Source organism: Tunturiibacter gelidiferens, assembly GCF_013410115.1.
GTDB lineage: Bacteria > Acidobacteriota > Terriglobia > Terriglobales > Acidobacteriaceae > Edaphobacter > Edaphobacter gelidiferens.
Window position 1 is genome coordinate 141650 of sequence record NZ_JACCCV010000001.1, and the last position, 24811, is coordinate 166460.

General features: G+C 57.8%; 20 protein-coding genes. 9 read left to right on the forward strand and 11 right to left on the reverse strand.

Features of this window, described 5'->3' with window-relative positions; genetic code table 11:
• Positions 1–104: 104 nt before the first annotated feature.
• From HDF12_RS00580 to HDF12_RS00590, 3 genes are all read left to right on the forward strand, one after another.
• A complete protein-coding gene (locus HDF12_RS00580; RefSeq protein WP_257025282.1) occupies positions 105–1856 on the forward strand; it encodes a metallopeptidase TldD-related protein in 1752 nt (583 codons plus the stop codon).
• A 128-nt stretch (positions 1857–1984) separates the two neighbouring features.
• The gene (locus tag HDF12_RS00585) at positions 1985–3544 is read left to right on the forward strand and encodes a metallopeptidase TldD-related protein (protein ID WP_257025283.1); all 1560 of its coding nucleotides are present in this window, start codon (positions 1985–1987) and stop codon (positions 3542–3544) included.
• 36 nt (positions 3545–3580) lie between these two features.
• A complete protein-coding gene (locus HDF12_RS00590) occupies positions 3581–4081 on the forward strand; it encodes a hypothetical protein (RefSeq protein WP_179580382.1) in 501 nt (166 codons plus the stop codon).
• A 4-nt stretch (positions 4082–4085) separates the two neighbouring features.
• Here the strand turns inward: HDF12_RS00590 and HDF12_RS00595 are convergent, their stop codons facing one another.
• Both HDF12_RS00595 and HDF12_RS00600 read right to left on the reverse strand, forming a co-directional pair.
• Positions 4086–4622 carry a septal ring lytic transglycosylase RlpA family protein gene (locus HDF12_RS00595; protein ID WP_257025284.1) on the reverse strand — a complete coding sequence of 179 codons (537 nt, stop codon included), beginning with the start codon at positions 4620–4622 and terminating at the stop codon, positions 4086–4088.
• A 254-nt stretch (positions 4623–4876) separates the two neighbouring features.
• On the reverse strand, positions 4877–5128 hold the full coding sequence (locus HDF12_RS00600) for a hypothetical protein (RefSeq protein ID WP_179580387.1): 252 nt from the start codon (positions 5126–5128) through the stop codon (positions 4877–4879).
• Between the two features lie 335 nt (positions 5129–5463).
• On the opposite strand from HDF12_RS00600, the gene HDF12_RS00605 reads away from it, so the two are divergent.
• From HDF12_RS00605 to HDF12_RS00615, 3 genes are all read left to right on the forward strand, one after another.
• On the forward strand, positions 5464–6222 hold the full coding sequence (locus HDF12_RS00605; protein WP_179580389.1) for a hypothetical protein: 759 nt from the start codon (positions 5464–5466) through the stop codon (positions 6220–6222).
• A gap of 52 nt (positions 6223–6274) precedes the next feature.
• Positions 6275–7186: a hypothetical protein gene (locus HDF12_RS00610; protein WP_179580390.1), complete on the forward strand. Its 912-nt coding sequence runs from the start codon at positions 6275–6277 to the stop codon at positions 7184–7186.
• Positions 7187–7488: 302 nt separating this feature from the next.
• Complete coding sequence (locus HDF12_RS00615; RefSeq protein WP_179580391.1) at positions 7489–9579, forward strand: radical SAM protein; 2091 nt, start codon at positions 7489–7491, stop codon at positions 9577–9579.
• A gap of 88 nt (positions 9580–9667) precedes the next feature.
• On the opposite strand, the gene HDF12_RS00620 is transcribed toward HDF12_RS00615, so the two are convergent.
• The 7 genes from HDF12_RS00620 to HDF12_RS00650 form a co-directional block, all read right to left on the reverse strand.
• On the reverse strand, positions 9668–10114 hold the full coding sequence (locus HDF12_RS00620; RefSeq protein WP_179580392.1) for an abortive infection family protein: 447 nt from the start codon (positions 10112–10114) through the stop codon (positions 9668–9670).
• Positions 10084–10485: a hypothetical protein gene (locus HDF12_RS00625; protein ID WP_179580394.1), complete on the reverse strand. Its 402-nt coding sequence runs from the start codon at positions 10483–10485 to the stop codon at positions 10084–10086. The genes HDF12_RS00620 and HDF12_RS00625 overlap by 31 nt, the downstream gene beginning before the upstream one ends.
• Positions 10486–10506: 21 nt before the next feature.
• Positions 10507–10944, reverse strand: a complete 438-nt coding sequence (locus HDF12_RS00630) for a type II toxin-antitoxin system VapC family toxin (RefSeq protein ID WP_179580395.1) — start codon at positions 10942–10944, stop codon at positions 10507–10509.
• On the reverse strand, positions 10917–11168 hold the full coding sequence (locus HDF12_RS00635) for a type II toxin-antitoxin system Phd/YefM family antitoxin (protein WP_179580396.1): 252 nt from the start codon (positions 11166–11168) through the stop codon (positions 10917–10919). The genes HDF12_RS00630 and HDF12_RS00635 overlap by 28 nt, the downstream gene beginning before the upstream one ends.
• A 45-nt stretch (positions 11169–11213) precedes the next feature.
• The gene (locus HDF12_RS00640) at positions 11214–11723 is read right to left on the reverse strand and encodes a hypothetical protein (RefSeq protein WP_179580397.1); all 510 of its coding nucleotides are present in this window, start codon (positions 11721–11723) and stop codon (positions 11214–11216) included.
• A 256-nt stretch (positions 11724–11979) separates the two neighbouring features.
• Positions 11980–12744 carry a YcbK family protein gene (locus HDF12_RS00645; RefSeq protein ID WP_257025285.1) on the reverse strand — a complete coding sequence of 255 codons (765 nt, stop codon included), beginning with the start codon at positions 12742–12744 and terminating at the stop codon, positions 11980–11982.
• 198 nt (positions 12745–12942) lie between these two features.
• Positions 12943–13848 (reverse strand): ornithine cyclodeaminase family protein, encoded by a 906-nt coding sequence (locus tag HDF12_RS00650; RefSeq protein ID WP_218892275.1) that lies wholly within the window; start codon positions 13846–13848, stop codon positions 12943–12945.
• A gap of 71 nt (positions 13849–13919) precedes the next feature.
• Here HDF12_RS00650 and HDF12_RS00655 point away from each other — a divergent pair, with 71 nt between their 5' ends.
• The 3 genes from HDF12_RS00655 to HDF12_RS00665 all read left to right on the forward strand — a co-directional run bounded on the left by HDF12_RS00655 (position 13920) and on the right by HDF12_RS00665 (position 19698).
• Positions 13920–14630 carry a YceH family protein gene (locus tag HDF12_RS00655; RefSeq protein WP_179580400.1) on the forward strand — a complete coding sequence of 237 codons (711 nt, stop codon included), beginning with the start codon at positions 13920–13922 and terminating at the stop codon, positions 14628–14630.
• A 24-nt stretch (positions 14631–14654) separates the two neighbouring features.
• Positions 14655–17666: a PAS domain-containing protein gene (locus HDF12_RS00660; RefSeq protein ID WP_179580402.1), complete on the forward strand. Its 3012-nt coding sequence runs from the start codon at positions 14655–14657 to the stop codon at positions 17664–17666.
• Between the two features lie 166 nt (positions 17667–17832).
• Entirely contained in the window at positions 17833–19698 is a 1866-nt protein-coding gene (locus HDF12_RS00665) for a glycoside hydrolase family 2 protein (RefSeq protein ID WP_179580404.1), read from the forward strand.
• 424 nt (positions 19699–20122) lie between these two features.
• Here HDF12_RS00665 and HDF12_RS00670 read toward each other — a convergent pair whose 3' ends face one another.
• The gene (locus HDF12_RS00670) at positions 20123–23704 is read right to left on the reverse strand and encodes a TonB-dependent receptor (RefSeq protein WP_179580406.1); all 3582 of its coding nucleotides are present in this window, start codon (positions 23702–23704) and stop codon (positions 20123–20125) included.
• 396 nt (positions 23705–24100) lie between these two features.
• Positions 24101–24781: a Fe2+-dependent dioxygenase gene (locus tag HDF12_RS00675; RefSeq protein WP_179580409.1), complete on the reverse strand. Its 681-nt coding sequence runs from the start codon at positions 24779–24781 to the stop codon at positions 24101–24103.
• Between the last annotated feature and the right edge of the window lie 30 nt (positions 24782–24811).

A 24811-nucleotide genomic window follows, 5' to 3' on the forward strand; every position in this document is an offset into this window, starting at 1 on the left:
GCGAGTTGCAAGGGATTACGCGCTGCAGCGGCACTTCCGATACACTCGGCAACAGGCGTATTTCGCAGGCGAAACGAGTTCCCTTTTCCATGAAGAGACAAAGAATGGCAGTGGCCGGCGTTGGTTTTGCCGGTCTGGCAGTTGTGGCAATATCCTCTGTTGGTTACAGCGCTGCAGCGGAGAACAGAAATCCCGAACCTGCGCCGGCGTTGGTGTTGATCGACACGATGGAGGCAGAGTTGCATCGCGCGATGAGCTCGCTGGGCAACAATGCGACGGACGCGACTCAGCAGCCGAAGCCGTATTTCCTCAGCTACGCAGTCTCCGACAGTGACAGCATGAGCCTCTCCGCGCAGTTTGGCGCCATCACCGGCTCTCACGAAAACCGCCGCCGCGTAGCCGACGTACAGGTTCGCCTTGGGACCGCCGCTGAAGACAATACACACGGCGATCACCGGAATAGCGCACTTACAACCATCCCTTTGCCGCTCGCGAACGACAGCGACGCTATCGCTCGCACGCTCTGGTTCGCAACCAATCGTGGCTACGGAAAGGCGCTCGACGGCTACCTGAAGGTGAAGACGGAGCAGCAGGTCCGCGCAAAAGAAGAGGACGGCTCCGCCGATTTTTCGAGCGAGAAGCCAGCTTCGGCGATTCTTCCACCTTCGCCAGCGCTGGTCGTCGACGCTGCAGCATGGCAGATCCGTCTGCGTGAACTCTCCGGACTCTTCCGACAGTATTCCGACGTCTTCTATAACAATGTTGCGCTTGAGGCATCTACCGAGACGGACTACTTCGTCTCCTCGGAAGGCGCTAAGGTCGCTACACCAAACCAGGTGGCGCGCCTGGTCATCGTCGCGCGGACACGCGCCGCCGACGGTATGGATCTCTTCCGTGCCGAGACCTTCGAAGCCGACGAAGTTGCGCATCTGCCCGATCAGAAGACGCTGATCGACAAGACCGTCGCCATGGCCAAAAATCTCGAAGCCTTGCGCGAGGCGCCCGTTACCGAACCGTTCAACGGTCCTGCAATCCTGAGCGGCCGCGCATCTGCCGTCTTCTTTCACGAGGTCCTTGGACACCGGCTCGAAGGACAGCGCCAACGTGGGGACGACGAAGGACAGACCTTCACCAAGCTGCTTGGCAAACAGATTCTTCCGCCGTTTCTTAGCGTGTCCGACGATCCGACGCTTGCCGACTTTCACGGCATGCCGCTCAGCGGCCACTATAGCTACGACGACGAAGGTCAGCAGGCGCGTCGTGTGGACCTCATCAAAGATGGCGTTCTCGACACCTTTCTAATGTCGCGCCTTCCTATTGCCAGCTTCTCCACCTCGAACGGACACGGTCGCGCTGAGGCAGGCCACATGCCTACCGGCCGTCAGGGAAACCTCATCGTCACTTCCTCGAAGACTGTCAGCGATACCGAATTGCGCGAGATGTTGAGGGCTGAGGCGAAGAAGCAAGGCAAAGCCTACGGTCTCTACTTTGAAGACATCTCTTCGGGTTTTGCCGTTACCACCCGGCGGTCGCCGCAAGCCTTTCAGGTGATTCCGCTGGTTGTCTACCGCGTCTACGTCGATGGGCGCCCCGATGAACTCGTTCGCGGCGTCAGCATTGTGGGCACACCGCAGGCCGCACTGAACCGCATCCTCGCCACCAACGACAAGCAGGACATCTTCAACGGCATCTGCGGAGCCGAGTCGGGCAGTATTCCCGTCAGCGCCGTCGCCCCGGCCATGCTGGTCAGCGAGATTGAAACCCAGCGTCAGGCTCAGGGTACGGCGCGGCCACCGATTCTCCCACCGCCTGGAGCAGATTCCACTTCGGCTAGTGGGAAGGGTGGCCAACAATGAATTTAGGTCATAATAGGTTACAAATTGGAAGATTTTGGTCCGCGGCTATCTGGTTTATCTCTTTATCCGGCACAATTGCAGTTACAAATAACGTTTTTGCGCAAACGCCTTCCACAGGGAACGATCCCTTGCTCCGCGCGATGCAGGAAGAACTCGACCGCGAGAAGGCGCTGCTGCTTCCAAATATGCAACGCCCCTACTTTGTGGAGTACCGGCTGGACGACATGGCCTCCTACGAGGCCGTGGCCAACTATGGCGCGTTGACCCGCGAAGAAGAGAATCGCCAACGCATCGTCCGCGTTACCGTTCGCATTGGAGACTATGCGGTGGACAGCAGCACCAGCCGCGGCGACGGCACCCTGGAGCTTGCGCCCACCGACGATAACCCCGAAGCGCTACGGTACGCGCTCTGGACAGCGACCGACACCGCGTATAAGAACGCGCTGCGTGCTTATTCTGCCAAGCAGGCCGCATTGAAGCAGTTTCAATCCATGCAGGCCCAACCCGACTTTGCGCAGGCCAAGGCGGTCATCCAGATCTCACCCCTAGTCGCTCTCGACCTGGATCGCGCCGAGTGGAAGCGCCGCATCGTCGAAGCCAGTGGCCTCTTCGTTTCGGACCCCCAGGTTCGTTCCTTCGCTGAGCACGTCCAGTATTCCACTGCGAACATCCGCGGCATTGCACTCAACCGCTACCTGGTCAACACCGAAGGAACCGTGTTGCGCCAGGGCTATACAGGCTATGACGGAGCCATCAGCGTTGGTGGCCAGGCGGCGGATGGCATGCGCCTGAGTCGCGACAACGGTACCGTCGCCGTTAGCGCCAAAGAACTTGAGAGCGCCGGAGCTTTTCGAAAGCGTGCGATTGAAGATCTCAAGAGCTTTGAGGAGCTACGCAATGCCCCGGTAGTTTCAGCCGACGACTATCATGGGCCTGTGCTCTTCAGCGGTGACGCTTCGGCAGACGTCATCGATCGCCTGCTCGTGCCCAACGTCGAAGCCGATCGACCCGAGATGGGCACAACTGCACGCACCACCGGCGCATATTCCTCGAGCTTCAAGGCCCGTGTCCTTCCCGAGATGCTCAGCGTCACCGACGATCCTCTGCAGGCGAAGTTCGACGGTAAAGCTCTTCTTGGGGCCTACACAATCGACGACGAGGGCGTTCCTGCGCAGTCAGTCGATATCATCGTCAACGGCAAGCTCGAAAACTTTCTCATTGGTCGCGAGCCCGTTAAAGACTTTGACATCTCGAATGGGCATGGTCGCGCCGCTCCTGCGCAGGCCGCCCATTCGCGCGCCGGTGTTATTTTGGTCAAATCCAGCCAGCCTCTGTCGCGAGGCGAGCTCAACAAGCGCCTCCTTACTATGGCGAAGGAGCAGGGCCGCGACGTCTACTCTGTCGAAACCCTCGGCGGCGAACTTCTACCGCGCCTGCTTTACCTGGTACATCCTGATGGAACACGCAAACTTGTGCGCGGCGCGATCTTCGACGAACTCGATAACCGTAGTCTTCGCTCCGATATCGTCGCTGTCGGCAATGACCCCTATGTTTCGAACTCGCTTGGTACCGTTCCCCAGACCACCATCGCACCAAGCATGCTCTTTGACGACATCGGCGTGAAGCGTGCGACGCTGGAGCAACAGAAGCTTCCCTACTACGCGCCGCCTACGCTCCCGGGCAAGTAGGGTTCGCATCCACTCGAAATGATTCAGGAAGACTTGATGCATCTTGATACCCACATACTTCGTGCCGTTGCGGTCGGCCTCGCCATCGTGCTGCTCTACGGCAGCCGTCTGACCAAGGGCTCGGTCAGCCAGGCTCCTGATGGTATCGTCTTCCGTATCAAGCCGCTCTTCGCCTGGTCGCGCGCCATCGCTCTTCCGGCCTACATCCTCTTCTTTCTCTATATGGCTGCGACGCAAAAACAGCAGGTGCCTTGGTGGATGGCGGTGTTGCTCCTCGCAGCCATCGCGCTCGGCGTGATGCAGATGCCCGGAACCATCACGCTGACCCCCACAGCGATCAAGCAACGATTCTGGTTTCAGCCTTCGAAGTCGATTCAATACGGCGAGGTGATGGCGATTCAGGCGATGCAGGGAGGCCGCATGACGCGCGTTGCCGGCGACAATCGCGTCACAATCACACACACTTCGAACCATTGTGCCGCGATGGAGTTTCAACAGGAGATCGAGCGGCGCACCGGAAAACGCATCCTCCTCTAGGCGTCTAATCGGTTCGAATCAGATAGGGTGCAGCAGCAGGATCCTTGGAGTGAATGCTGTCGGCTACCTCGCTGGCGTTGCTCTTGTTCGGCAGCTTCGGACTGATCCTGACCCAGTGCCCTGTTGGTCCGGGGAACTCAATGACCTTGGCAGTGGCATAGCGCCGAATCATCTCTTCTTTCAGCTTCAGCGCGTCCGACTCTCGCGCGAAGGCTCCGACTTGCACGCACCAATGGCCGCCCGGGTCAGCATTAGCACGAAGCGGCGCGGCGAATGCCTCTACCTTCACTTTGGCGACTCCGGCGCGATACACTCCAGTCGCCTTCGCAGCGGCCAGCGAGAGATCGATGATGCGGCCATGCACAAAGGGCCCGCGATCCGTGATCTTCACCACTACCGACTCGTTGTTGGTCAGATTCGTCACACGCACCATGGTCCCCATTGGCAGAGTGAGGTGCGCGGCGGTCATCGCGTTCTGGTCATACACCGTGCCGTCAGCGCCTTTTCGACCGGCGTAGGGAGGTCCGTACCAACTGGCCATTCCGACCTCGCTTGAGATGGGTTTCCCTAGATTGCCCGGGGGCTGCGCAGGAGCGGGTGGGGATGAACCTTGGGCAGTAGCGACATCTGCGGTTGGGTTGGGCCGCGCGGAGCGAGAGTTTTTGCCGTGACTTGAAGCAGTCGTTGTCGGCGGTGGAGGCGGTGGCCGGTATGCTCGTGTTGTTTCTTTATGACAGCCGCTCGCCATCAGCGCGAACGCAGACAGCACTGTGACACTGCCAAGCCGGCCCCTCATCACGGCTTCGAGGTATCTTTCGGTGGCGGCGGGGGAGGAGCAGACGATCTTCGCGCATGATCATCCATTCGCGAGGCGAGCTTGTGCAACTCTGCCGCAGCGGTTCGCAGCGCCTCCGAACTATTGCGACGAACGCCCGGCACCACCTCGTCGTTGATGTACTTCACGACGTTCTTCAGGTCTGTCTCCAGATGTGTCGCCGCATCCCGCAACTGCTGCTCCCACGGTCGCTTCGGCTCTTCGGTTGACATACGGGCACCTCTTCCTCTTGATTAGATGACGCAGAAAACGCGAGGTCAACGCCCATCGCGTTCACGTGCCGGGATGGTAACGACGGTCTGCCTCGACCTGCCCGGCAAATGCAACTTGCCGCAACGTTCCTGCGTCCGTTATACATAGGCAAACGCTCACATCATGTCGTTCACGCCATGGACCAGCCGCTGCTCTTTAGTCAGGCGCGGTACCAGAAGTCTACAAGGGAGTTCTTTTGACGATCGCAAAGGTACGTTTGATTTCGAGAACATCGTCCAAACTGATCCTATTTCTGGCTGTCCCGGCGTGCCTGGCATTTGCTGCGACCTTTGTCATGGCACAAACTGACCCGCTTCAGGCACCTGATGCAGAAGCGAAGCTTTCATGGCCAGACGCTCCTGCATTGCCGGAGAGTCCTGCTGCTTCAACCAGCGGCGCGCCCGTTGGCGAATCCAGTTTGGCCGGAGAGCCAACAGGAAGCGCAGGTAATTTTATTCCGGATCCAGAAGAACATCTGAGTCTGCCAACTCGTCGTGACATGACGATTCTTCCAGCGGAGACAGCTCACCCCCTTACTTCTCATGAGAAGGTGCTTCTTGGCCTCAAAGAGTCCGTGTCGCTGTTTTCTATCGTCGGATGGTCTGCATCGGCTGGATACAGCCACCTCATTAACAGTAGCCCCAACTATGGCACCGACAAGGCGGCTTTCGGCGAACGGCTAGGTGCGGCTGCTCTACGCAGCGTAACTGACAATCTTTTCAGCGTTGCCCTGTTTGCTCCGCTGCTCCACGAAGATCCACGCTACTACGAACTCGGCGCAGGCCATAGCTTCTTCAAGCGCTTTTTGCACGGCGTAGAGAGGCCCCTCATTACAAAGTCTGACGATGGACGCCCGACGGCCAACTTCTCGCTTATTGCAGGTAATCTCGTCGGATCGGCTCTCACAAACGCCTACTATCCCGAACGCAACCGGAGCGCAGGCCAGACGATGGTAACCTTCGGTGCCTCGATGGGTGGATCCGCCCTGGGTTACGTCGTTAACGAGTTTCTTAACGATGCCCTCGCGGCCGCTCACATTCGAAAGGTTGACTGATCTTACTTGCATGGGATGGTCGGATGAAGACACTGACTGGGATCGCGTAAGTATGCGTTGGTTGCTGACCATGACGTTGTTGTTGGTTGCGGCGATCGCCCACCCGCAGGCACCGTCCCCGATGAACCCGAAGACACTCGCCACCTTCTCTGAATCCACCTCAACCGATCTTCCCGATGCACCAAGCGCAGTCGATACACCTCAGAGCAATGTCGTCGCCGTAGCCCAGGCCTCCTTCCAACAGACCGGCGACGGGGTCAAGCCCTGCAACGCCTTTCGCGCCATGAAGGTCATCTACTACAACCCCAATCGCGTCGATGAGATCCCAAAACCCTGCGCCAATCTTGTCTATCCGTATCAAAAGTTTCTCGGCACGAACATCATCATCCCAATGACATGGCAGGAGAAGGGTTACCTCGCGCTTCACGACCTGGCCGACCCCGCTAACTTTGGCACCATCGTTGGCATCTCCGCGATCTCAGTCGCTGCCGACTCTCACTCTGCCTACGGCCCTGGCCTGAAGGGGTTCGGCAAATCAGTTGGCGTCAGCTATCTACAGGACGTCACCGGCCAGTTTTTTGGAGCCTTCACCTTCCCAGTCCTCTTCCATCAGGATCCACGCTACTTCCGCATGCCACACGCTCCATTGACGAAGCGCATCCTCTACTCGGTCTCCCGTACGGTGATATCGCGCCACGACGACGGCAGTTCCATGCCGAACTACTCTGTTCTCCTCAACTACCCCGTGGGCGCGATTTTATCCAATCAGTACGTGCCTGGGATCCACAGCGATGCTTCCTCTACCGCGATTCGCATCGTCACCGGATACGCTCTCGACCCCGCCAACAATCTGCTCAACGAGTTCCTCCCCGATGTGGCCAGCCGTGTCCACGTCCGCATCATCTTCGTGCAACGAATCCTGAACAACGTCGCTAACGGAACCAGCGGCGTTAGCCTGCAGTGATTTATTTGTCGCTAAAACTAGGTCCCGTCCACCGCGTTTACGTCGCCATTCAATGCAGATTATCGCCATTCGATACCACATGCTTCGGTATGGCCCTTTGGCTGGGTACTGTTAAGGGGTGAGTCGAACGGGATTGCAGCTGCATCTGACAGGAAAAGCAATAGATAGCTCGAATCAAGATGCATACCTCTCAAGGCGCAAAGCATCGGATCAACAGCTAAAAAGTCGGCCCTAGTAGATAAAATCAGGTTACAAATCCAGAAGATATAAGACATCAGACGGACATTCAGGAGACAAAGTAAATGCCGAAGGCCAAAATAGCCGAAAAAGCTCTCACCTATGGAGCAAAAGCAGGTTGGGCAGTATTCAACAAGCTGAACTCATTCAGCCCCAACGCAAGCTTCACTCCAAAGTGGAGCGACAAGCCGCTTCTCAAGAGCTATCAGAAAGAGAAGCCACCCCTCGGCTGGCCTCGCACCACTGACTCCCTTTGCCCGAAGTGCATTCCGGAAATTCGTCAGCAGATTGTTGACGGCAAGCTGCCTCACGAGATCCTTCTCAACGAGAAGGTCGGCGAGATCAAGGCACAGATCATCGAGCGCAACGGCGAGATCCTGATGGTCAAGGACTGCCCGATCCACGGCCACTTTGAAGACCTGATGTCGATCGATACCGCCTTCTTCAAGCACCTCGAAGAGGTCTTCCCTGGTCGCGACATCCGCGCCCACAATGACGAGAAGCTGCACAACCACGGCACCTCCACCGTCACCCACGGCCGCGGCTCGGTTCTCACCATTGACCTCACCAATCGCTGCAACATGATGTGCGATCCCTGCTTCATGGACGCCAACCAGGTCGGCTTCGTCCACGAACTGACGTGGGACGAGATCAAGACCATGCTCGACAACGCGGTCACCATCAAGCCTCGTCGTCAGATGTCGGTCCAGTTCTCCGGCGGTGAGCCCACGCTCTCCCCGTACTTCCTCGACGCCGTCTCCTACGCCCGCAAGGTTGGTTACACCTCAGTTCAGGCCGCGACCAACGGCATCGAGTTCGCCAAGTCGAAGGAGTTCGCGAAGGCCGCTGCTGAAGCCGGTCTGCGCTACGCTTACCTCCAGTTCGATGGCATCGGCAACGCAGCCAACTCGCACCGCAAGGTCGGCAACGCATTCGACGTAAAGCTCCAGGCCATTCACAATCTGCACGAGGCTGGCGTCGATATCGTTCCCGTCACCACCATCGTCAATGGCATCAACAACGAGCAAGTTGGCCGCATCATCGAGTTCGCGCTCGACAACCCGAAGAAGATCAACTTCCTCTCCTTCCAGCCCGTCAGCTTTACCGGCCGTGACGAAGACATCTCGGACGAGCGTCGTCAGGCCCAACGCTACACCCTCTCGCACCTCGCGCACGATGTGAAGAACCAGACCGGCCTCGGCGAACCGACCCGCGACTGGTTCCCCATCTCCTTCATGTCCACCTTCTCCGACTGGGCCGACCTCGTCCACGGGCCGGACCGCGACTGGGGCCAACTGTCCTGCGGCTGCCATCCGAACTGCGGTATCTCGATGGCCCTGATGATCGACAAGGAGACCAAGGAAGCAGTTCCCGTAACAGCGTTCATCAATGCAGACCGCCTTGCGAAGGATGTCGCCCGCATCAACGACGCCGCCCGCGGCAAATGGCTCTCTATCATCGGCGTCACGCTCGCGCTTCTCCGCAACTACAAGCCCGAAGCTGCACCGACCCACTTCAAGATCAAGGACCTGCTGCAGAAGTTCGACAAGAGCTTCGGCGCAACCGGTCGCAGCTACGGCAAAGTCACTGCAGACCGCACCATGGCCGACATCGAGAAGCGCCGCGGCGATCGTTGGAACTTCCTCTTCATCGCCGGCATGTGGTTCCAGGATCTCTTCAACTATGACTTCCGCCGCACCGAGCAGTGCATCATCCCCTACGCCACGCAAGAGGGTGAGATCAGCTTCTGCGCTTACAACACCGGGGTGGGCTGGCGCAATATCATCGAGAAGATGCACATGACCTCCACCCTCACCAAGTGGTACGAGGAGCATGGCCGCCACGAGATCTTCGCCGGCGGTAAGAAAGTCGGTCTCGAAGCCGAGATGAAGTACGACCTGATCCTCAACGACGAGCACGTCAACGCCGCCGCCAACGACACCTTCGACAAGTCCGGCATCGCGAAGAACTCTCGCGAAGAAAAGATCCGCGCACGTGATGCGAAGATCAAGCAGGACGCCGAAAACGCCCGCATGGCTAAGCTCTACCGCAAAGAAATCCTCCAGGAGCCCGATGCCCCTGCCGGATTCATCTCCATCGGCGAGATCAAGGCCGCGCCGGCACCGAAGGTCGAAGAGACCGTCTCCGGCGACTAGCAGTCCAGGCAAACGCGCTTCGCGCAAAAACAACTACAAAGGCCGCCATCACTGGCGGCCCTTCTGTTTAATCCTTAGATTGTTTGGCTTATTGCCGCGCTTTCTTCGTTTCGGCGACCTCAATGAAAAACGTTGCCAGAGTAAACGCACCGTGTGAAGCAAGGCGTGCATGACGCGGTTCCAAGCGGAAGCTCGTTCGTCCGTCATGTCCATGGGCGGAACCCCGCTTTGTCCGAAGCGATGCAATCCCGTCAACGATTGATGCCAGCCCACTCAGGATTTTCTTCAAGCCCTCGTCCTGCATATCCGCTGGATCGAGCTGTAAATGACTCCTAACAACCTTCCACAGTGGCAAGATGCTTTGGTCAGACGGAAGAGTTAGTTTCTTGTCTGCGATGTATGTCTTGAATAGTGCTTCTAAGAGCGCACATGACGCAGTTACAGCTGCTGCTGGATCACTTTCTAAATTTGCGAAGATGCGATCAAATTCCAAATGAACGCCTTTTAGATCGCGATCATGCACAATCTGCTGCAAAGTCCGGCTCGCAGCACTGGTCCCCAATTGAAGAAGTGTCCACCTATCTGATAGCACAGCCCGAGAGCACTCAATTGAGCGGAAATTCTTGCACGATGGGCTTCTAGCGGACTTTCTCCGCCGCCCCAGGTCGGAGGAGGTACCGTCTCCATTAGTTCTTCGATTAAATGACCAACCATCAATAATGGTGCTTCAATCTGTTGATTCGCGCGCAATAGCCATGCGTGGCATTTTTGCTGCTTATTTCCCGGTGGTACATCAGCAGGGAACCCAGCAGCGAAGAAGCGGGAGTCTATTTCAGTGTGGGTGTAATGGCTACTGAATACATCCGCAATCACAGCCACGAGCGGGACAGGGATTTTATATTCCAACAGTGTTCACCTGCTTTCGGTCTAAAACTCCACTAACTCCACACCCAGCCGTTCAAAATGCTTCCGGTTCAACGTCGCCAGCCACATCCCATGAACTCTGGCCGTCGCCGCGATATAAGCATCGCTAACATCCGGATGGCGGCCTTCCTTCTCTTCTGCCGCCAGAATCCGTCCACAAAGATCGGCGATCTCGACTCCAACCGGTAAAATGCGCGCCCGATAGTCAATCAACACTTCATCGGTAAGCCATTGATCCAGTCTGCGCTTCTTGCGTCCAGTATCCATCATCTCGATTCCTTCACGAATCTCTTCCACGCTAATCGCGCTCAAATACAGATCCTCATTGATAGCACCTCTCAACCAGGCGTGAACCCCAGGGTGTGGCACGTCTTTGGTGAACTGCGAGATGACATCCGTATCGAGCAATATCTTCAAAACTTCACCGGCCTTGTCTTCCATCTGCTTCGCTTGGGAATCGTCAAGCCCGATCCACGCAAAGGAGAATTAAGCAGAAACTCCCCCAAGGACTGCTCCGGCTTCCGCAGCTTCTCCAACTCCTTCGTCGCAATCACTGTCACCGCCTGCTTACCATTCCTGGTAATCTCCTGCGGGCCTTCGCTCAGTGCCTGCTCTACAACCTTGCTAAATCTCGCTTTCGCCTCTGCAACAGCCCAACTCGCCATTTCACACCTCCGGCATGACCATTCTAGTCATGATGACCATAATAGTCATTTCTTTCTACGTTCGCTCGTCGCCCAAATCCGCATCACCGCTCGCGCACGGCACTTCATCGCCTTGGTCCCCTCGCGCAAAAATCTCTCGATCATCTCCTCCGCCTCATCCCGCAGCGACGCTTCCTGCATCGCTAACAGCCCAAGCCCCTCCACCGCGGAGCACCTCACCACGTTGCTCTCATCCTGAGCCAGCAATGACATCGTCCGCGCGGCCCTTAGCCGCTGTATACGAGTATGCGCAACCCTTGGAACCACCAACCCGAGATGCCATCGTGTTCGCGACTCTTCGATCGGCAGCCCCTCCAGCAGGCCAGCCAGTTCGTCGGCGTAAGGCTCCAGCAATTTGTCGTTCTTCTCTGTGATCCGCCGCGCAACATCGGCTGCGCGTTTACGTACCTCGACGTCGTCGCCGAAGAGCTCCCGCACCATAGAACGAACCGCAGATTTGTCGACAAGAATCTCCGCGGCGAGGTCGCGAGCAATCGGCAGACCCCATCGCTTCACCCTGAGCCGTTGCCCCAGAGACTCCATGCGGCGAAGTATAGTCGAGCGCTCTCACCGGATACCCGCCGGCACATCGACTAGCCAAACAGTCTTGACACCCCTGCTACAATTAATTCAGGAAGAGCAGAAGGCCCGGCACAATGCCGGGCCTTTCCTGTTTAACTTAGGTTACCTGTAGGTCCAGACTCAAAGTCTCTGTTTTGAAGACTTTGCACACTTTCGGACGGGAGGGGGGATGACAATCAAGTCAAGAAAGCTACATCCCGATCGCGCGCGCGCCATGCGTCCTACGTCCTGGACGATGGGGAGTTACGCCAAACGCCCACTCTCGCACCGGCCCCACGTCTACGTGAACAAACTGCGACACCGGGTAGTATCCAACCCCACCGGCGTGCAGCGAAAGCGCGGTATTCCGCAACTGCACCGTCGAAACACCGGGTACGCGAAGGTCGATCGCATGACCTTCCATGTGCTGGCTATGCTCGGCGACCCCGGTCTTCACAGACGCGTGCCGCAGCGCCTCATTGGTCTCCGGCGTCCGGTACCCGCAGACAACCTGGATAACGCCACTCGCCTGTCCCAGCCGCGACATCATCGCGTGCAGCACATCGAACTCCTTTGGCTCGTAGTGGACTACGTCCTGCGTATAGTGATCGCGCAGGAAATAGTTCAGCTTGTCCAGCGCCTCCGGAATATAGGTGTCTCCGACCCGGTAGACAATATCCAGACTCTCGCCGGTATGGAGGTTCGTCATCCGCAGCTGATACGGCTTTCCGTCGTCCGGCAGTTCGCCCGAGACCGCACCCGAAGAGATCTCGTCGGGCATCACACCGGGCACAACCTCTTCGCCCGTGATCGCCACCGAATGCGTTTTGCTTCGCGAGGAGGTATGGAGAGTGCTGTGCAGCCCGGCGTGTACTCGGGTACGCACCGACTTGGCCCACGAAAGACCGGTTACCCCCAACATCAACATCGTAGTGGCCGCAACCGCCGCAAAACCTTTCGCGCACAATCTCTGCATCCAAACTCTCCTGGTCCCAGTGTTCGAAATGCGAATCCCCAAATGCGGTCCGCGATTCGTCATTTCCTTCTTCTAGTTTATCGGACTCATCTCCAAATCACTGATAGCACTTCTGTAACTTTAGTGTCATATTTGGATCGGCTTTCGAACTGCCTCAACCGTTCCCGTCAAAGACCGTAACCAGATGTATATCAACAATTAGCTGCGCTCAGCGGCAATCAACGTGTCGTAGACCAGTCTCGCCGAAGCTACGTCTTCGATCGCAATCCCGACGGATTTGAACACCACGGGACGATCTCTTCTTTCCAAAGCCTTTCCCAGCAGCAACTCTCCAATCTCAGCACTTACCTGCGCCTTCGCCAGAAGAATATCTCCCGGTTCTCGCAGCGCAGCCTCTCGAGATTCGACCACAACCGCTCCTTGCATCGCCTCTTCGTCGAGCTCCCTGCGATTTGGCGTCACGGCACCGACTGCACACACCATCGCGTCCTTCTTGAGCCATCGACCGAACAGGACCGGCTCCGGCGAACTTGTCAGCGTCAGCACAACGTCCGCGCCGGATACCACCTCCTCCGCTGTCCTTACTTGTGCCCCAACGTCCGCGGCGAACCTCCTTGCATTGCTTTGTGTACGGCTCCAAACGCGAATCTCTTCAAACTTCCGAACCCGCGACAGCGCCCGCAGATGGGACCGAGCCTGAACACCGCTTCCCAGAATGCCCAGCACTCTCGCCTCGGGTCGCGCGAGCAGATCGACAGCCACAGCCGATACCGCCGCCGTCCTCATCTCCGTGATCAGCCGTCCGTCCATCATGGCCAGCGGCTCGCCCGTTTCCGCACGAAACAGTTGAATCACTGCCTGATGCGTATGCTTCCCTCTATCGGCGTTGCCGGGGTAAAACGTGACCATCTTCGCCCCCATCACGTCTCCGTAGACGGCGGGCATCACGGCAAACCATCCGGAATGTGCGGCCACCGACATTACCGTTCGCAGCGGTTGCACCACGCGTCCGGCAGAAAAATCCATCAACGCCTGCCGCATGGCTGGGATCAGCTCTTCATACGAGAGCGACGCCCTCACCTGTTCTTCATCGATAAATAACACTTGGCCACCTCTTAAATCGTTCTCCATTATCCAACGAGCCAGACTAGCGTGCATGTGGCACCCTAGTAGATATGCAGCTTGATCCCATTCAGCTTCGCGTCGTCGGCTCGCTCATCGAAAAAGAGATCACCACTCCTGAGAACTATCCGCTCTCGCTTAACGCATTGGTCAATGCGTGTAATCAGCGCTCCAGCCGCGAGCCCGTCCTCGAGCTGACGGAGGAGGAGGTTCGGCAGGCGCTCCACACGCTTGAAGATCTCGCTCTCACCAACCCTGTCCGCGACGCCCGCGTTCCAAAGTACGAGCATCGTGTCCGGACCGTCCTCAACCTCCGCCGCGACGAGACTACTGTCCTTTGCCTGCTGCTGCTGCGCGGTCCACAGACACCCGGCGAGCTTCGCAGCCGCGCCGACCGCCTCTACACCTTCGACGACCTTGCAGCTGTCCAATCCACCCTCGAACGCCTCGCCACTCGCACAGCGGCGGACGATTCGACTCCGGAAAAGACCGGACCTCTCGTAACCATCCTCCCTCGCCAGCCCGGCTCCCGCGAAGCGCGCTACGCTCATCTCCTCGGAACGCCACCGGACCTTACCGCCTACCCTGCCGAACGAGCCGAATCGGTCACCTCAACCACTCAACGCATTACTCAATTGGAAGCTGAAATCGCAACGCTTTCCGCTGCCATAAAGGCTCTCCAGACACGCGTTGACTACCTCGAAGTTCGCCTCGGATCGCAAGCAGAAGTGCCTGTGTCTCCCGACGATTCCTCTGTAAGATGAAGCTTCGTCCGTACTTTCGCTACCATGTCTGACTCCATCGTCTCCAAAGCGCCAGTGACTCTCAATCGCCGTGCTCAGTTTCGGCGTGAGAGCGATGCCGAGAACGACAACCTCGCACGCCTGGTTGCGCAACTGCCGGAAGCGATTCTCTGCTTCAACCACAATTGGATCGTCACCTATGCCAACGCGGAAGCTGTTCGAGTCAGCCGCATCCAGCCCTCCGATATAAACTCCAAAAGCCACTGGCAGCTCTTCCCGGAGACCGTTGGCACGGCTCTGGAACGCACCTACCGCACCGTTATGCAGACTCGCCTTCCTCAGCACATCGAGCACTTCTACGCTCCATTCGATGTCTGGGTCGACGTGCACATCCTCCCTACCGACGAAGGCGTCGCTCTCTACTACCGAGACGTTACCGACCGCAAACGCGCCGAAGGCCTTCGCGACTCGGCCGTCCGCCAGCTGCGGCAGATTTTCGACGCATCCCCCGACTCCATCGTTTGCATCGATCGCAACTGGAACTGTACCTTCGCCAACCGCGCGGCGCTCGACATTCTCAAAACGGACACACTCATCGGTGAGAACCTATGGGAGCGCTTCCCGTCGAACCAGAAGGAGCCTTTTCGCTCTCACTATCGCACGACGATGGACCGGCGCATCGCCACCGAGTTCGAGGCCTACTACCCGGCGCCGCTCGACATCTGGTTCCGCGTCTCCGCACGACCCTTCGAAGACGGCATCATCATCTTCTCGAGCGACATCACCGACCGCAAGGGCGCAGAGCTTCTTCGTGATGCCGCCGCGCGCCAGCTCCGCCAGGTTCTCGAAACCACCACCGATGCCGTCGTAAGCCTGAACCGGGATTGGAATTTTACCTTTCTCAATCGCCGCGCCAGGAAGCTTCTCAGCCCCATAGGCGAACTCCTCGGAAAGAATCTCTGGAAGGAATTTCCCGCCGCGGCGGAGCCGGGCAGCGATTTCCGTTATCACTACCATCGAGCGATGGAGGAAGGAATTCCCGGTGAGTTCGAGGCCTATTATCCGGAGCCCTTCAACCTCTGGCTCTCGGTTCAATGCCGGCCTTACGACGACGGTATGGTCCTCTTCTTCCGCGACGTCACCGCACGGCATCAATCCGATCAGGTTCTCAAGCGGCAGCAGGATCTTCTCGCCTCCGTCCAGCAGACCGCTCGCGCCGCCACCTGGGACGTGGATTACGCAACCGGCAAGGCCACCTACGGAGCCGGCTCATATCCAGTCTTTGGCCATCCCCTCGCCGAAATCCCCGACGCTCGCTCCTTCAAGAAATTCCTTCTCCCCAAATATCTGCCTACGATTGCTTCGGCCGTGCAAGCCGCGGTCGAGACAGGTCAGATGATCGTGGTGGAGTGTCAGATACAAGCTGCAGATGGTCGCATTCTCTGGATCGAGAACCGGGGCCAGATCGTCTCGGTTGCCGGCAAACCTGTCAGCCTTTGCGGCCTCTCCATCGACATCACGGATCGCAAGAAGAGCGAAGAAGCTTTGGTCACAAGTGAAGCCCGGTACCGTGTCCTGGCCGATCTCAATCCACAGGCCATCTGGATGGGAGCACCAGACGGCAGCATTACCTATGCCAACCAGGGATTCCTCGACTACATCGGACTCACCATCGAAACCCTCGGCGGCCACAACTGGCTCAATGCCTTCGACCCCGAAGATCGGCAGCGCGTCACGGAAGCCTGGACTCATTCCGTCGCCACCGGAGCCGAATATGATATCGAGGCACGTCTTCTACGTGCTAGAGACGGTTCTGCTCGCTGGTGGTGGCTTCGCGCCCAGGCGGTTCGCGACGAGTCCGGACAAATCCTCCATTGGCTTGGGGTGGCCATCGACATCGACGACCGCAAGAGGTTCGCTGAAACCCTCCAGCAACGCCAGGAAGAGACCGAACGCCAGCGTTCCGAACTCGAATCCATCTACCAGACCGCTCCCGTAGGGCTCGCTCTCTTCGATGCCGCCACGCTTCGCTATCTCCGCATCAACGATCGTCAGGTGGAGATCATCGGTCTACCCCGCGAGAAGATCCTCGGCCAGGTCATTACTGACGTCGTCGCAATTCCCGGGCTCAAAGAACTGCTCCAGACGGCTGCTTCCGGCCGGCCGGTGCGCAGTCATCTCCTCCATGGCGAACTTCCCGGACGTCCTGGCGAACAACGTTCTTTCAATGTCAGCTACTCTCCCGTCTTCGCGGCAGACGGTTCGGTCGAGGCTATCGCCGCTGTCGTCCTCGAGGTCACCCTTCAGAAAAAAGCTGAGGCTGCCCTTATTCAGAGCGAAAAACTGGCCGCCGTCGGTCGTCTGGCCAGCTCCATCTCCCACGAGATCAATAATCCGCTGGAGGCCATCACCAACCTGCTCTACCTTATCAACCTCTCTGCCGATCTGCCCGAAAACACACGCGAGTATCTCCACACGGCACAGAGCGAACTCTCCCGCGTCTGTCAGATCGCCACGCAAACCCTCCGCTTCCATCGTCAGGCCGTCCGTGCTACCCACGTCAGTGCAGCCGATCTCGTCAACGCCGTCCTCAATCTCTATCAGGGCCGCCTCGCCAACTCGCATATCAAGGTGGAGGCCTCCTACAAGACCAGCACCACCGTACTCTGCTTCGAAAACGACATCCGGCAGGTCCTCAACAACCTGATTGCCAATGCAATTGACGCCATGCGCGGCAACGGGGGACGTCTCATCGTCAGAGCCCACGACGCCACCGACTGCTCCTCCGACTCGCAGCCGCCGCGTCAAGGCATTCGCATTACAATCGCCGACACCGGGCATGGCATGTCCCCCGCGGTAAAGGCTCGTCTCTTCGAGCCCTTCTACACCACCAAAGACCTCAATGGCACGGGACTTGGCCTTTGGATCTCCGCCGGCATCGTCACACGCCACCAGGGCAGACTCACCTACCGCAGCAGTGAGCACCCCATCCACCACGGCACAATCTTCTCCCTGTTTCTTCCCTTGGCAGAGGTCGATGCGACCATCCCCACCTAGCTCATCGTTGCCGGCGACAGGACACTTCCAGCCGGTTGAAGAATTCACCATCTTCACTGGCGACCCACGGCATTGCGTAATTGTTCAAAGACCGAAGTATTATGACTCGATAGCTTTTTTCTGCGCATACCTCACCGACACGCGCACCACTACCGGAGAACACCTCATGCAGAAGTTCGCAATCCGTCACATCCTGACCGCCGCACTCCTTCTCGCCGCGCCTGCCTTCTCCCAAACGAATCCCCAGACCGATCCCCAAACAAACACCACCCTCCTCGTTGACATCGACCATCGCCCCGCCACCTCTCTTGACGGCGACTGGCACACCATCGTCGACCAGTATTCGACCGGCGTCTACACCCTGCATCAGGAGCTCCGCAAAGACGGCTTCTTCATGAACGCCCCCTTTGATCCGAATGGCCATCCGCAGGACTATAATTTCGCCAACGCTCCCACCCTTCGCGTTCCTGGCGACTGGAACACGCAGCGTCCCGAACTCTTCTACTACGAGGGTCCCATATGGTATGAGAAGGACTTCCAGCACACCGCCGCTCCCAACACCCGCACCTTCCTTCACATCGGCGCAGCCAACTACCGCACCCTGGTGTGGGTCAACACCAGGAAAATCTGCGAGCACGAGGGTGGATTCACTCCCTTCGATTGCGACATCACGGCTGCCCTCCACGATGGCAACAACTTCGTGGTCTTGTCGGTTGACAGCACCCGCATCGCTGACGGAGTTCCCACGCTCCAGACCGATTGGTGGAACTATGGTGGCCTTACTCGTGACGTATCCCTCGTAGAGGTTCCCGATCAGTTCATCGATGACTACGACCTTCACCTCAGCCGCACGGACCGATCCGTTATCGAAGGCTACGTCCACGTGGCGAGTGCACCGGCAGGCACCCCGGTTACCGTCACCATCGCCGAATTGCATGCGAAGGTCGAATCAACGGTAGACGCGAATTCACGCGCCGTCATCAGCATTCCCACGAAGTCCCTCAGCCTCTGGTCGCCCGAAAATCCCAAACTGTACAAGGTCGAGATCTCCTCGGGCCCCGACAAGATCGAAGACACCATCGGCTTCCGCACCATCGAAACCCGCGGCACGCAGATCCTCCTCAACGGCCAACCCGTCTTTCTTCGTGGTATCTCCATCCACGCCGAAGCCCCCTTCCGCACCGGCCGCGCTTACACACAAAAAGATGTCGACACCCTCCTCGGTTGGGCCAAAGAACTTGGCTGCAACTACGTTCGACTCGCCCACTACCCGCACGACGAGCGCATGACCCGCACCGCCGACCGCCTCGGCCTCATGGTGTGGTCTGAGATTCCAGACTATTGGGCCCTCCAGTTCGACAACCCCGCTGTCCTCGCAAAGTCCAAGCAACAGCTCTCCGAGATGATCCGGCGCGATCGCGACAAGGCTTCGATCGTGCTATGGTCCGTTGCCAACGAGACGCCGAACACTGAGGCCCGCACGAAATACCTCACCGCAATGGTCGATCTCGCGCATCAGCTCGATCCCACTCGTCTCGTCACTGCGGCTCTTCTTGTTCGCACGGAGAAGACCGCAACCGGTTCGAATAAAATCGTCGACGACCCGCTTGGCAAAGCGCTTGATGTTATTGGCACGAACGAATACATCGGCTGGTACGAACAACACGCAGAGGGTGCCGACACCACAACATGGGACATTCGCTATGACAAGCCTCTGATCATGTCTGAGTGGGGTGGTGACGCAAAAGCAGGCAACCACGCGCCCTCCGGCGATACTCACCCGGCGTTATGGACCGAGGAGTATCAGGCCGAAATCTATCGCCATCAGATCGCGATGCTGAACAAAATCCCTCAGCTTCGCGGCACCAGCCCTTGGATTCTGATGGACTTTCGCTCCACCCGTCGCGTCAACCCGGGCCTGCAGGACAACTTCAACCGCAAGGGCTTAGTCTCCGATCAAGGCGTCAGGAAGCAGGCCTTCTTTGTCCTTCAAAAGGCCTACAAAGACAAAACTCTTGGCAAAGCGGAGTAGCGGGACTGAACCTGGCGCGGAAAAAATGTGAGACCTCGGCCAGGCCGGGGTTTCGCATTTTTACTGGCTTTTTGAGGGGTGTTTTGGAAAAACCTGGTACGTAGACGTGGTTTTCTGGTGGTGTAATCGTGGTGAAATGCATGGTAAACGTGGAGGAAAAACTGTCTCTCATGCATGGCCGAAAAATACGACACCAATCTCAACTTTATTTTGACGGTCCGGGATGGAGGTTCCGTTCTGACGTCGCGTTGTGCTTCCCCCGGATACCGGCCCTCGGTTCCAGCTAAAGGATGCCCTGAAGCTGTTTGCTCAAACACCTCCGGGATGTTTCTACAAACGGGGGAGCCGAAGTGACAGTGACTTGGACCGCAAGAACAAGGGTGGAGACGAGTCTCCACCCTTGTTTGTAAGGACTGTTTTGGGGTTAGAAGTTGAGCTTGAGCTGGAACTCGGTCGTGCGTGGGCCACCCTGATCGAAGGTACCCGAGTTGCGCACTACACGAGCAGAGTTGGCCGTAGCCTGATCGGATGGACCGTTGAAGTATCCGCCTGGAACACCGCCAACAGCATTAGCCTGGTTGATCAAGACTCCTGTTCCATTGCCAGGGATAGAAGGAATGTCGTTGAAGTTGCTCATGTTGAAGACGTTGTACATCGCAACTCCCGGGACCAGGCTGAAACTTTCGCCGAGTTTGCGGATGTGGATCGGATAGTTCGCGCTGAGATCGAAGGTGCGGAGAGCTGCATTGTTCAGGGGTTTGTTGGGACCCAGAGCAATTGCTTGTTGAACTCCGTTCAATGCAGTCAACTGTCCCGGTGTGAAGAGGCCAGCGGCAACCACCGCCTGGCCAGCCGGAGTCAGCGTACCTGCCTGAGTGGCGTTGTAGTTGTTGATCAGCCGGTTGAGTCCTGCACCTTTGACCTCGTGCTCGTAGGCTCCAGGAATAGTTCCCGGAACCAGGTCGCCTACGGTTCCATCGCCATCGACGTCCGTCTGGAAGAGTTGTCCAGTGGTCCCGCTCGTAGTGTCGAGGGTAAGCGAAGACGCAGGTGCGGAGAAGAAGTGACCGATTGCGGAGACGTTCAGACCGTATTTGATAGCCAGAGTGCCGCCGAAGCTCAGCTCGTTGGAGTGGTCGAGCGGACTGCGACCAATGTAGCGGTTTGGGTCGTCGTTGTTGAAGGACTGGCCACCCGCGAAGAACTGATCGGTGGGAGACGCTGATCCATTGGACGTTACGATGCGGGAGAGGCTATAGGATACCTGGTAGTTGGTGCTTAGGATGCCGGGAACAGGGTGCGATCTCTGCCCCTGGAGAACTGCCTGCAGTGCATCATATCCAGAACGGCCGATGGGAAGGATGAAGAGTCCCGTGCCGACATTTGGGTTGGTGCCCGCAAACGCCGCGCCGGTGTCCGGGGTAAGACCAAAATAGGAAGCTGATGGTCCACCGAGATAGGTAGTGCCTGAATCGAGACCGTTGCCTGCGAAGTCTGTGATGTGAGCTCCAGCCGCGATGGCGCAGGTGATGGCCGCCGAAGTGGAGCCTCCAGCGCAACCAAAGCTTGAGGTGGTGGCCGCAATGGCGTTCTTGGCCGCATTGACATTCAACGTACGCGCTGCACCGCTGTGGTTGACGTCTTGCGAGATGGGAAGCTTGAGTGTCGCGTTGTGGACGTAATCGACGCTGAGCACCAGACCTTTGGCGATTTCACGCTGAATTCCGCCATTGAACTGGATGGAGTAGGGGCTCTTGTAGGGGCCAGCGTAGATGCTGTTGGCGAAGAGACCGCTTCCACCGCCGATATACGAAGGGTTAGTGCCGGCAACGTTCTTCACCTTCGCCTGATACTCCGCCTTGATCGCATTTACTTCAAATGCAGCCTGACCGATTGACTCGCTCAGGATGGTCGAGACAGGTGTTCCGTCTGGCGCCGCAGTGACCGTGCCGAAGCCAGGCAGAGCTATCTTCGTTCCGCCCTTGGAGGCGACGCCGTAGTTGAAGGCGGGGAAGTCAGCCTGTACGGTCTCTGTGCGGGCATTTCCAGTGTTGTTGAAGACACTGCTCTCGTAGAAGATACCGATACCGCCGCGGAAGGAGGTCTTGTGGTCCCCAGGGCTGAAGTTGAAGCCTGCCTGCGGTCCGAAGTTGGCGTAGGGTTGATGGGTCCGGACCCCGAGGCCTTGCTGATACTGGTCGAAGAGCGGAGTGTTGCCGGTGCAGCCGGGAAATTGAAGCGACGGATCTACGCTGGAACAGAGCGGGGTTGCCAGATCCTGATTGGCGCGGTCAGTATCGACACTCCAGCGGAGACCTGCGGTAAGCGTGAGTGACGGTGAAGCCTTCCAGGTGTCGGCCGCGTATGCTCCAAAGCGCCAGCTGGGAGATAGACCACCGAGGAGGCCGAAGCCGGGACGCTCAGAGAACAAGCCGTTACCGTTACCGATGGCGTACAACGAAGCGACATAGTCAAGCGGGTTTGCAGGATCCCCGCCCGCCACCAGATTGCCCGGGGTAGCCGAGATCCTGGTGTAGAGACTCTCGCCATAGAACTCGGCGAAGCCTCCGCTGGCCAAGCGGTTCAGGTCGAAGCCAAACTTGAAGGTGTGGGCTCCCTTGGTCCATGTACCGTCGTAGCGGAACTGCTTGTCAGTCTGGAAGGTGCCCTGCGGTGCCAGGTAATTTGGCCCGGCGTTCATGCTGCCTCGGAGCGTAACATTGCCGCCTACGGAGGGTCCGGAGGGGTTGTAGATGGAGTTTCCCAATCCATGGGTTCCATCCTCGAGGAGGTTATGGAACTTCTCATACCCGCCACGGAACGAGTGGGTAAAGTGGCCGGTGGTGAAGTCGGCTCCGCCAACGATCCCTGGGACGTTGTCTCTGTTCTGATAGACCTGGTAGGGGGTTAGACCGAAGGTGGCATCGGCGGCGTTGACGCTGTAGGCTCCGCGCACGAAGAAATGGATTCCCTTGGGGCCGTTGTAGTCGAAACGGAGCATGCTGAAAGTGTCGGTAAAGGGAGCTGGCACGAAGGGAAATTGGGTGAGGATAGGTTGGAAGACCGGGCTGGCGCCAAGAGCAGCGTCCAACTCGGACTGCTTGATTCGCTCGATACCACCGAAGAAGAAGAGCTTGTCCTTAATAATGGGGCCGCCGACATAACCGCCGAACTGATTGCGCTGGAAGGGGGCAGTTGCTCCAGCGACATCTGCAGCGCCTGCGCGGGCGTCCTGGAAGTTGTAGAAGGCGTTGCCGTGGAAGCCGTTGGTTCCAGACTGAGTCGAGACGAGAACCTGGCCGGTCGAGGTTACTTCGCCAGAGACGTCCTGAGTGGAGCGGTTGAGCTGAAACTCCTGAATAGCGCCTGACGGAACGTTGTAGATAGTTGTTCCGACGGTCTCGTCGGTGATGTCCTGACCGTCGAGAAGAATGCGGGTAGTACGTCCGCCTACGCCGCTAACAGAGATGGCGGAGTAACCTGCTTTGGTGGGGTCGAAGGACTGGCCGGACTGGAGGATGACACCCGGCTGGAGCTGAGCATAGTCCAGAATGTTTCGACCGTTTACCGGAAGAGCATCGATCTGTTCGCGAGTAATGACGCCGGAGACGCCGATCTGCTCTGTATTTACCTGGAGGGCGCCTGCGTTCACCTCTACGGTTTCAGCAGAAGAGCCGAGTGTGAGCTTGAAGCTTCCTGGCGTCGCTGTTCCTGTTCGAACCACAGTTGTAACTGAGAGCTTTTGAAACCCAGACGCGCTGACAGTAACGGTATAGTTGCCGGGATTTAGCGGTCCGACACTATATAGTCCTGCGCTATCCGTGGTGATCGTCTTGGAAGAGCCGGTATCAACCGCAAGGATCGTGACGGTGGCGTTTGGCACGATGGCGCCCGAAGGATCCGTGATCGTTCCTTGGATCGATCCGCCGTTCACCGAGGTGGCTTGCCCGTGGCTCAGCACTGCGGTGGCGAATAACAACATAATTAGCGCAAAAAGCTTCTTCATCTTTTCTGCTCCTGGTTCGGGTCCGGAATATTCCGTGAGACGGGGAGATTCAGGCGGCCGGCTCCAAGGGACATGCATCTTTAGGGCCATTGCAATAAAAATCTTTCTGACCGAAATCTTCGCAATAACAAAGGCTTTTCCCGAACCTCGGATCCAGACCCGACTCTCTCCGCGATCCTCTTTATGGAATAAGAGATTTTCTTATCCAAAAAAATGGATCATCAAAGAATCCAAGCTCTTGAGATATGTCGGGACGATTGTAGACACGTATTGAATAAATAAGTTGCTGACTATTTTCCTAGATTTGCCAGGCTAAATGGAAGGTGCGCCGAAAGAGACAATCGAGGAGGTCAATATAGGTTATTGCCATTCGGAAGATAGGACTCCCGGAAGAAGCTAGATCTCCGCCCAGCGGCGCAACAGATTGTGATAGACCCCTGTCAGTTGCACACCCGCAGCGTTTTTGGGACTTTCGACCGCCAACCGCTGAATTGCGGTGTCGAGGTCGTAGAGCAGCGTTCTGTCGCCATCGTTCCGGATCATGCTCTGCACCCAGAAGAAGGATGCCACGCGCGCGCCTCGTGTTACCGAAGTGACGCGATGGAGGCTGGTCGCCGGATAGAGCACCATGTGGCCGGCGGGAAGTTTGACGGAGTGAACGCCGTAGGTGTCCTCGACGGCCAGTTCGCCGCCGTCATACTCCTCCGGTTCTGAGAGAAAGAGCGTCGCCGAAACATCGGTCCGGATGCGCTGGCCGGTGGAGGCGTTGGCGCGAATCGCGGTGTCGACATGGGTGCCGAAGTGGCCGCCGCCGGTGTAGCGGTTGAACATCGGCGGAAATACCCGCAGGGGCAGCGCTGCCGACATAAAGAGCGGCGATCGTGCCAGTGCTGCCAGAACCATCTCGCCTAGCTTGACCGCTACGGGATGACCCTCCGGCAGCTGAAGGTTCTCCTTTACGCTCTGGGCCTGGTACCCGGCTGTGACCCTTCCATCGATCCACTCCGCTGCATCGAGCGCTGCCCTTGCCTGCTTCAGCTCACTGGCAGTCAATATATCAGGAATCGTAATTAACATTGTCTTGCTCCTTCGCCTACGGCCTCCAGG

Excerpts from the sequence above, each read along its gene's own strand:
- HDF12_RS00580 (WP_257025282.1), top strand. The coding sequence starts at position 105 with ATGGCAGTGGCCGGCGTTGGTTTTGCCGGTCTGGCAGTTGTGGCAATA.
- HDF12_RS00615 (WP_179580391.1), top strand. The coding sequence starts at position 7,489 with ATGCCGAAGGCCAAAATAGCCGAAAAAGCTCTCACCTATGGAGCAAAA.
- HDF12_RS00665 (WP_179580404.1), top strand. The coding sequence starts at position 17,833 with ATGCAGAAGTTCGCAATCCGTCACATCCTGACCGCCGCACTCCTTCTC.
- HDF12_RS00590 (WP_179580382.1), top strand. The coding sequence starts at position 3,581 with ATGCATCTTGATACCCACATACTTCGTGCCGTTGCGGTCGGCCTCGCC.
- HDF12_RS00605 (WP_179580389.1), top strand. The coding sequence starts at position 5,464 with ATGGCACAAACTGACCCGCTTCAGGCACCTGATGCAGAAGCGAAGCTT.
- HDF12_RS00630 (WP_179580395.1), bottom strand. The coding sequence starts at position 10,944 with ATGGAAGACAAGGCCGGTGAAGTTTTGAAGATATTGCTCGATACGGAT.
- HDF12_RS00595 (WP_257025284.1), bottom strand. The coding sequence starts at position 4,622 with ATGGCCAGTTGGTACGGACCTCCCTACGCCGGTCGAAAAGGCGCTGAC.
- HDF12_RS00645 (WP_257025285.1), bottom strand. The coding sequence starts at position 12,744 with ATGCAGAGATTGTGCGCGAAAGGTTTTGCGGCGGTTGCGGCCACTACG.
- HDF12_RS00610 (WP_179580390.1), top strand. The coding sequence starts at position 6,275 with ATGCGTTGGTTGCTGACCATGACGTTGTTGTTGGTTGCGGCGATCGCC.
- HDF12_RS00655 (WP_179580400.1), top strand. The coding sequence starts at position 13,920 with ATGCAGCTTGATCCCATTCAGCTTCGCGTCGTCGGCTCGCTCATCGAA.
- HDF12_RS00600 (WP_179580387.1), bottom strand. The coding sequence starts at position 5,128 with ATGTCAACCGAAGAGCCGAAGCGACCGTGGGAGCAGCAGTTGCGGGAT.
- HDF12_RS00670 (WP_179580406.1), bottom strand. The coding sequence starts at position 23,704 with ATGAAGAAGCTTTTTGCGCTAATTATGTTGTTATTCGCCACCGCAGTG.
- HDF12_RS00635 (WP_179580396.1), bottom strand. The coding sequence starts at position 11,168 with ATGGCGAGTTGGGCTGTTGCAGAGGCGAAAGCGAGATTTAGCAAGGTT.
- HDF12_RS00675 (WP_179580409.1), bottom strand. The coding sequence starts at position 24,781 with ATGTTAATTACGATTCCTGATATATTGACTGCCAGTGAGCTGAAGCAG.
- HDF12_RS00660 (WP_179580402.1), top strand. The coding sequence starts at position 14,655 with ATGTCTGACTCCATCGTCTCCAAAGCGCCAGTGACTCTCAATCGCCGT.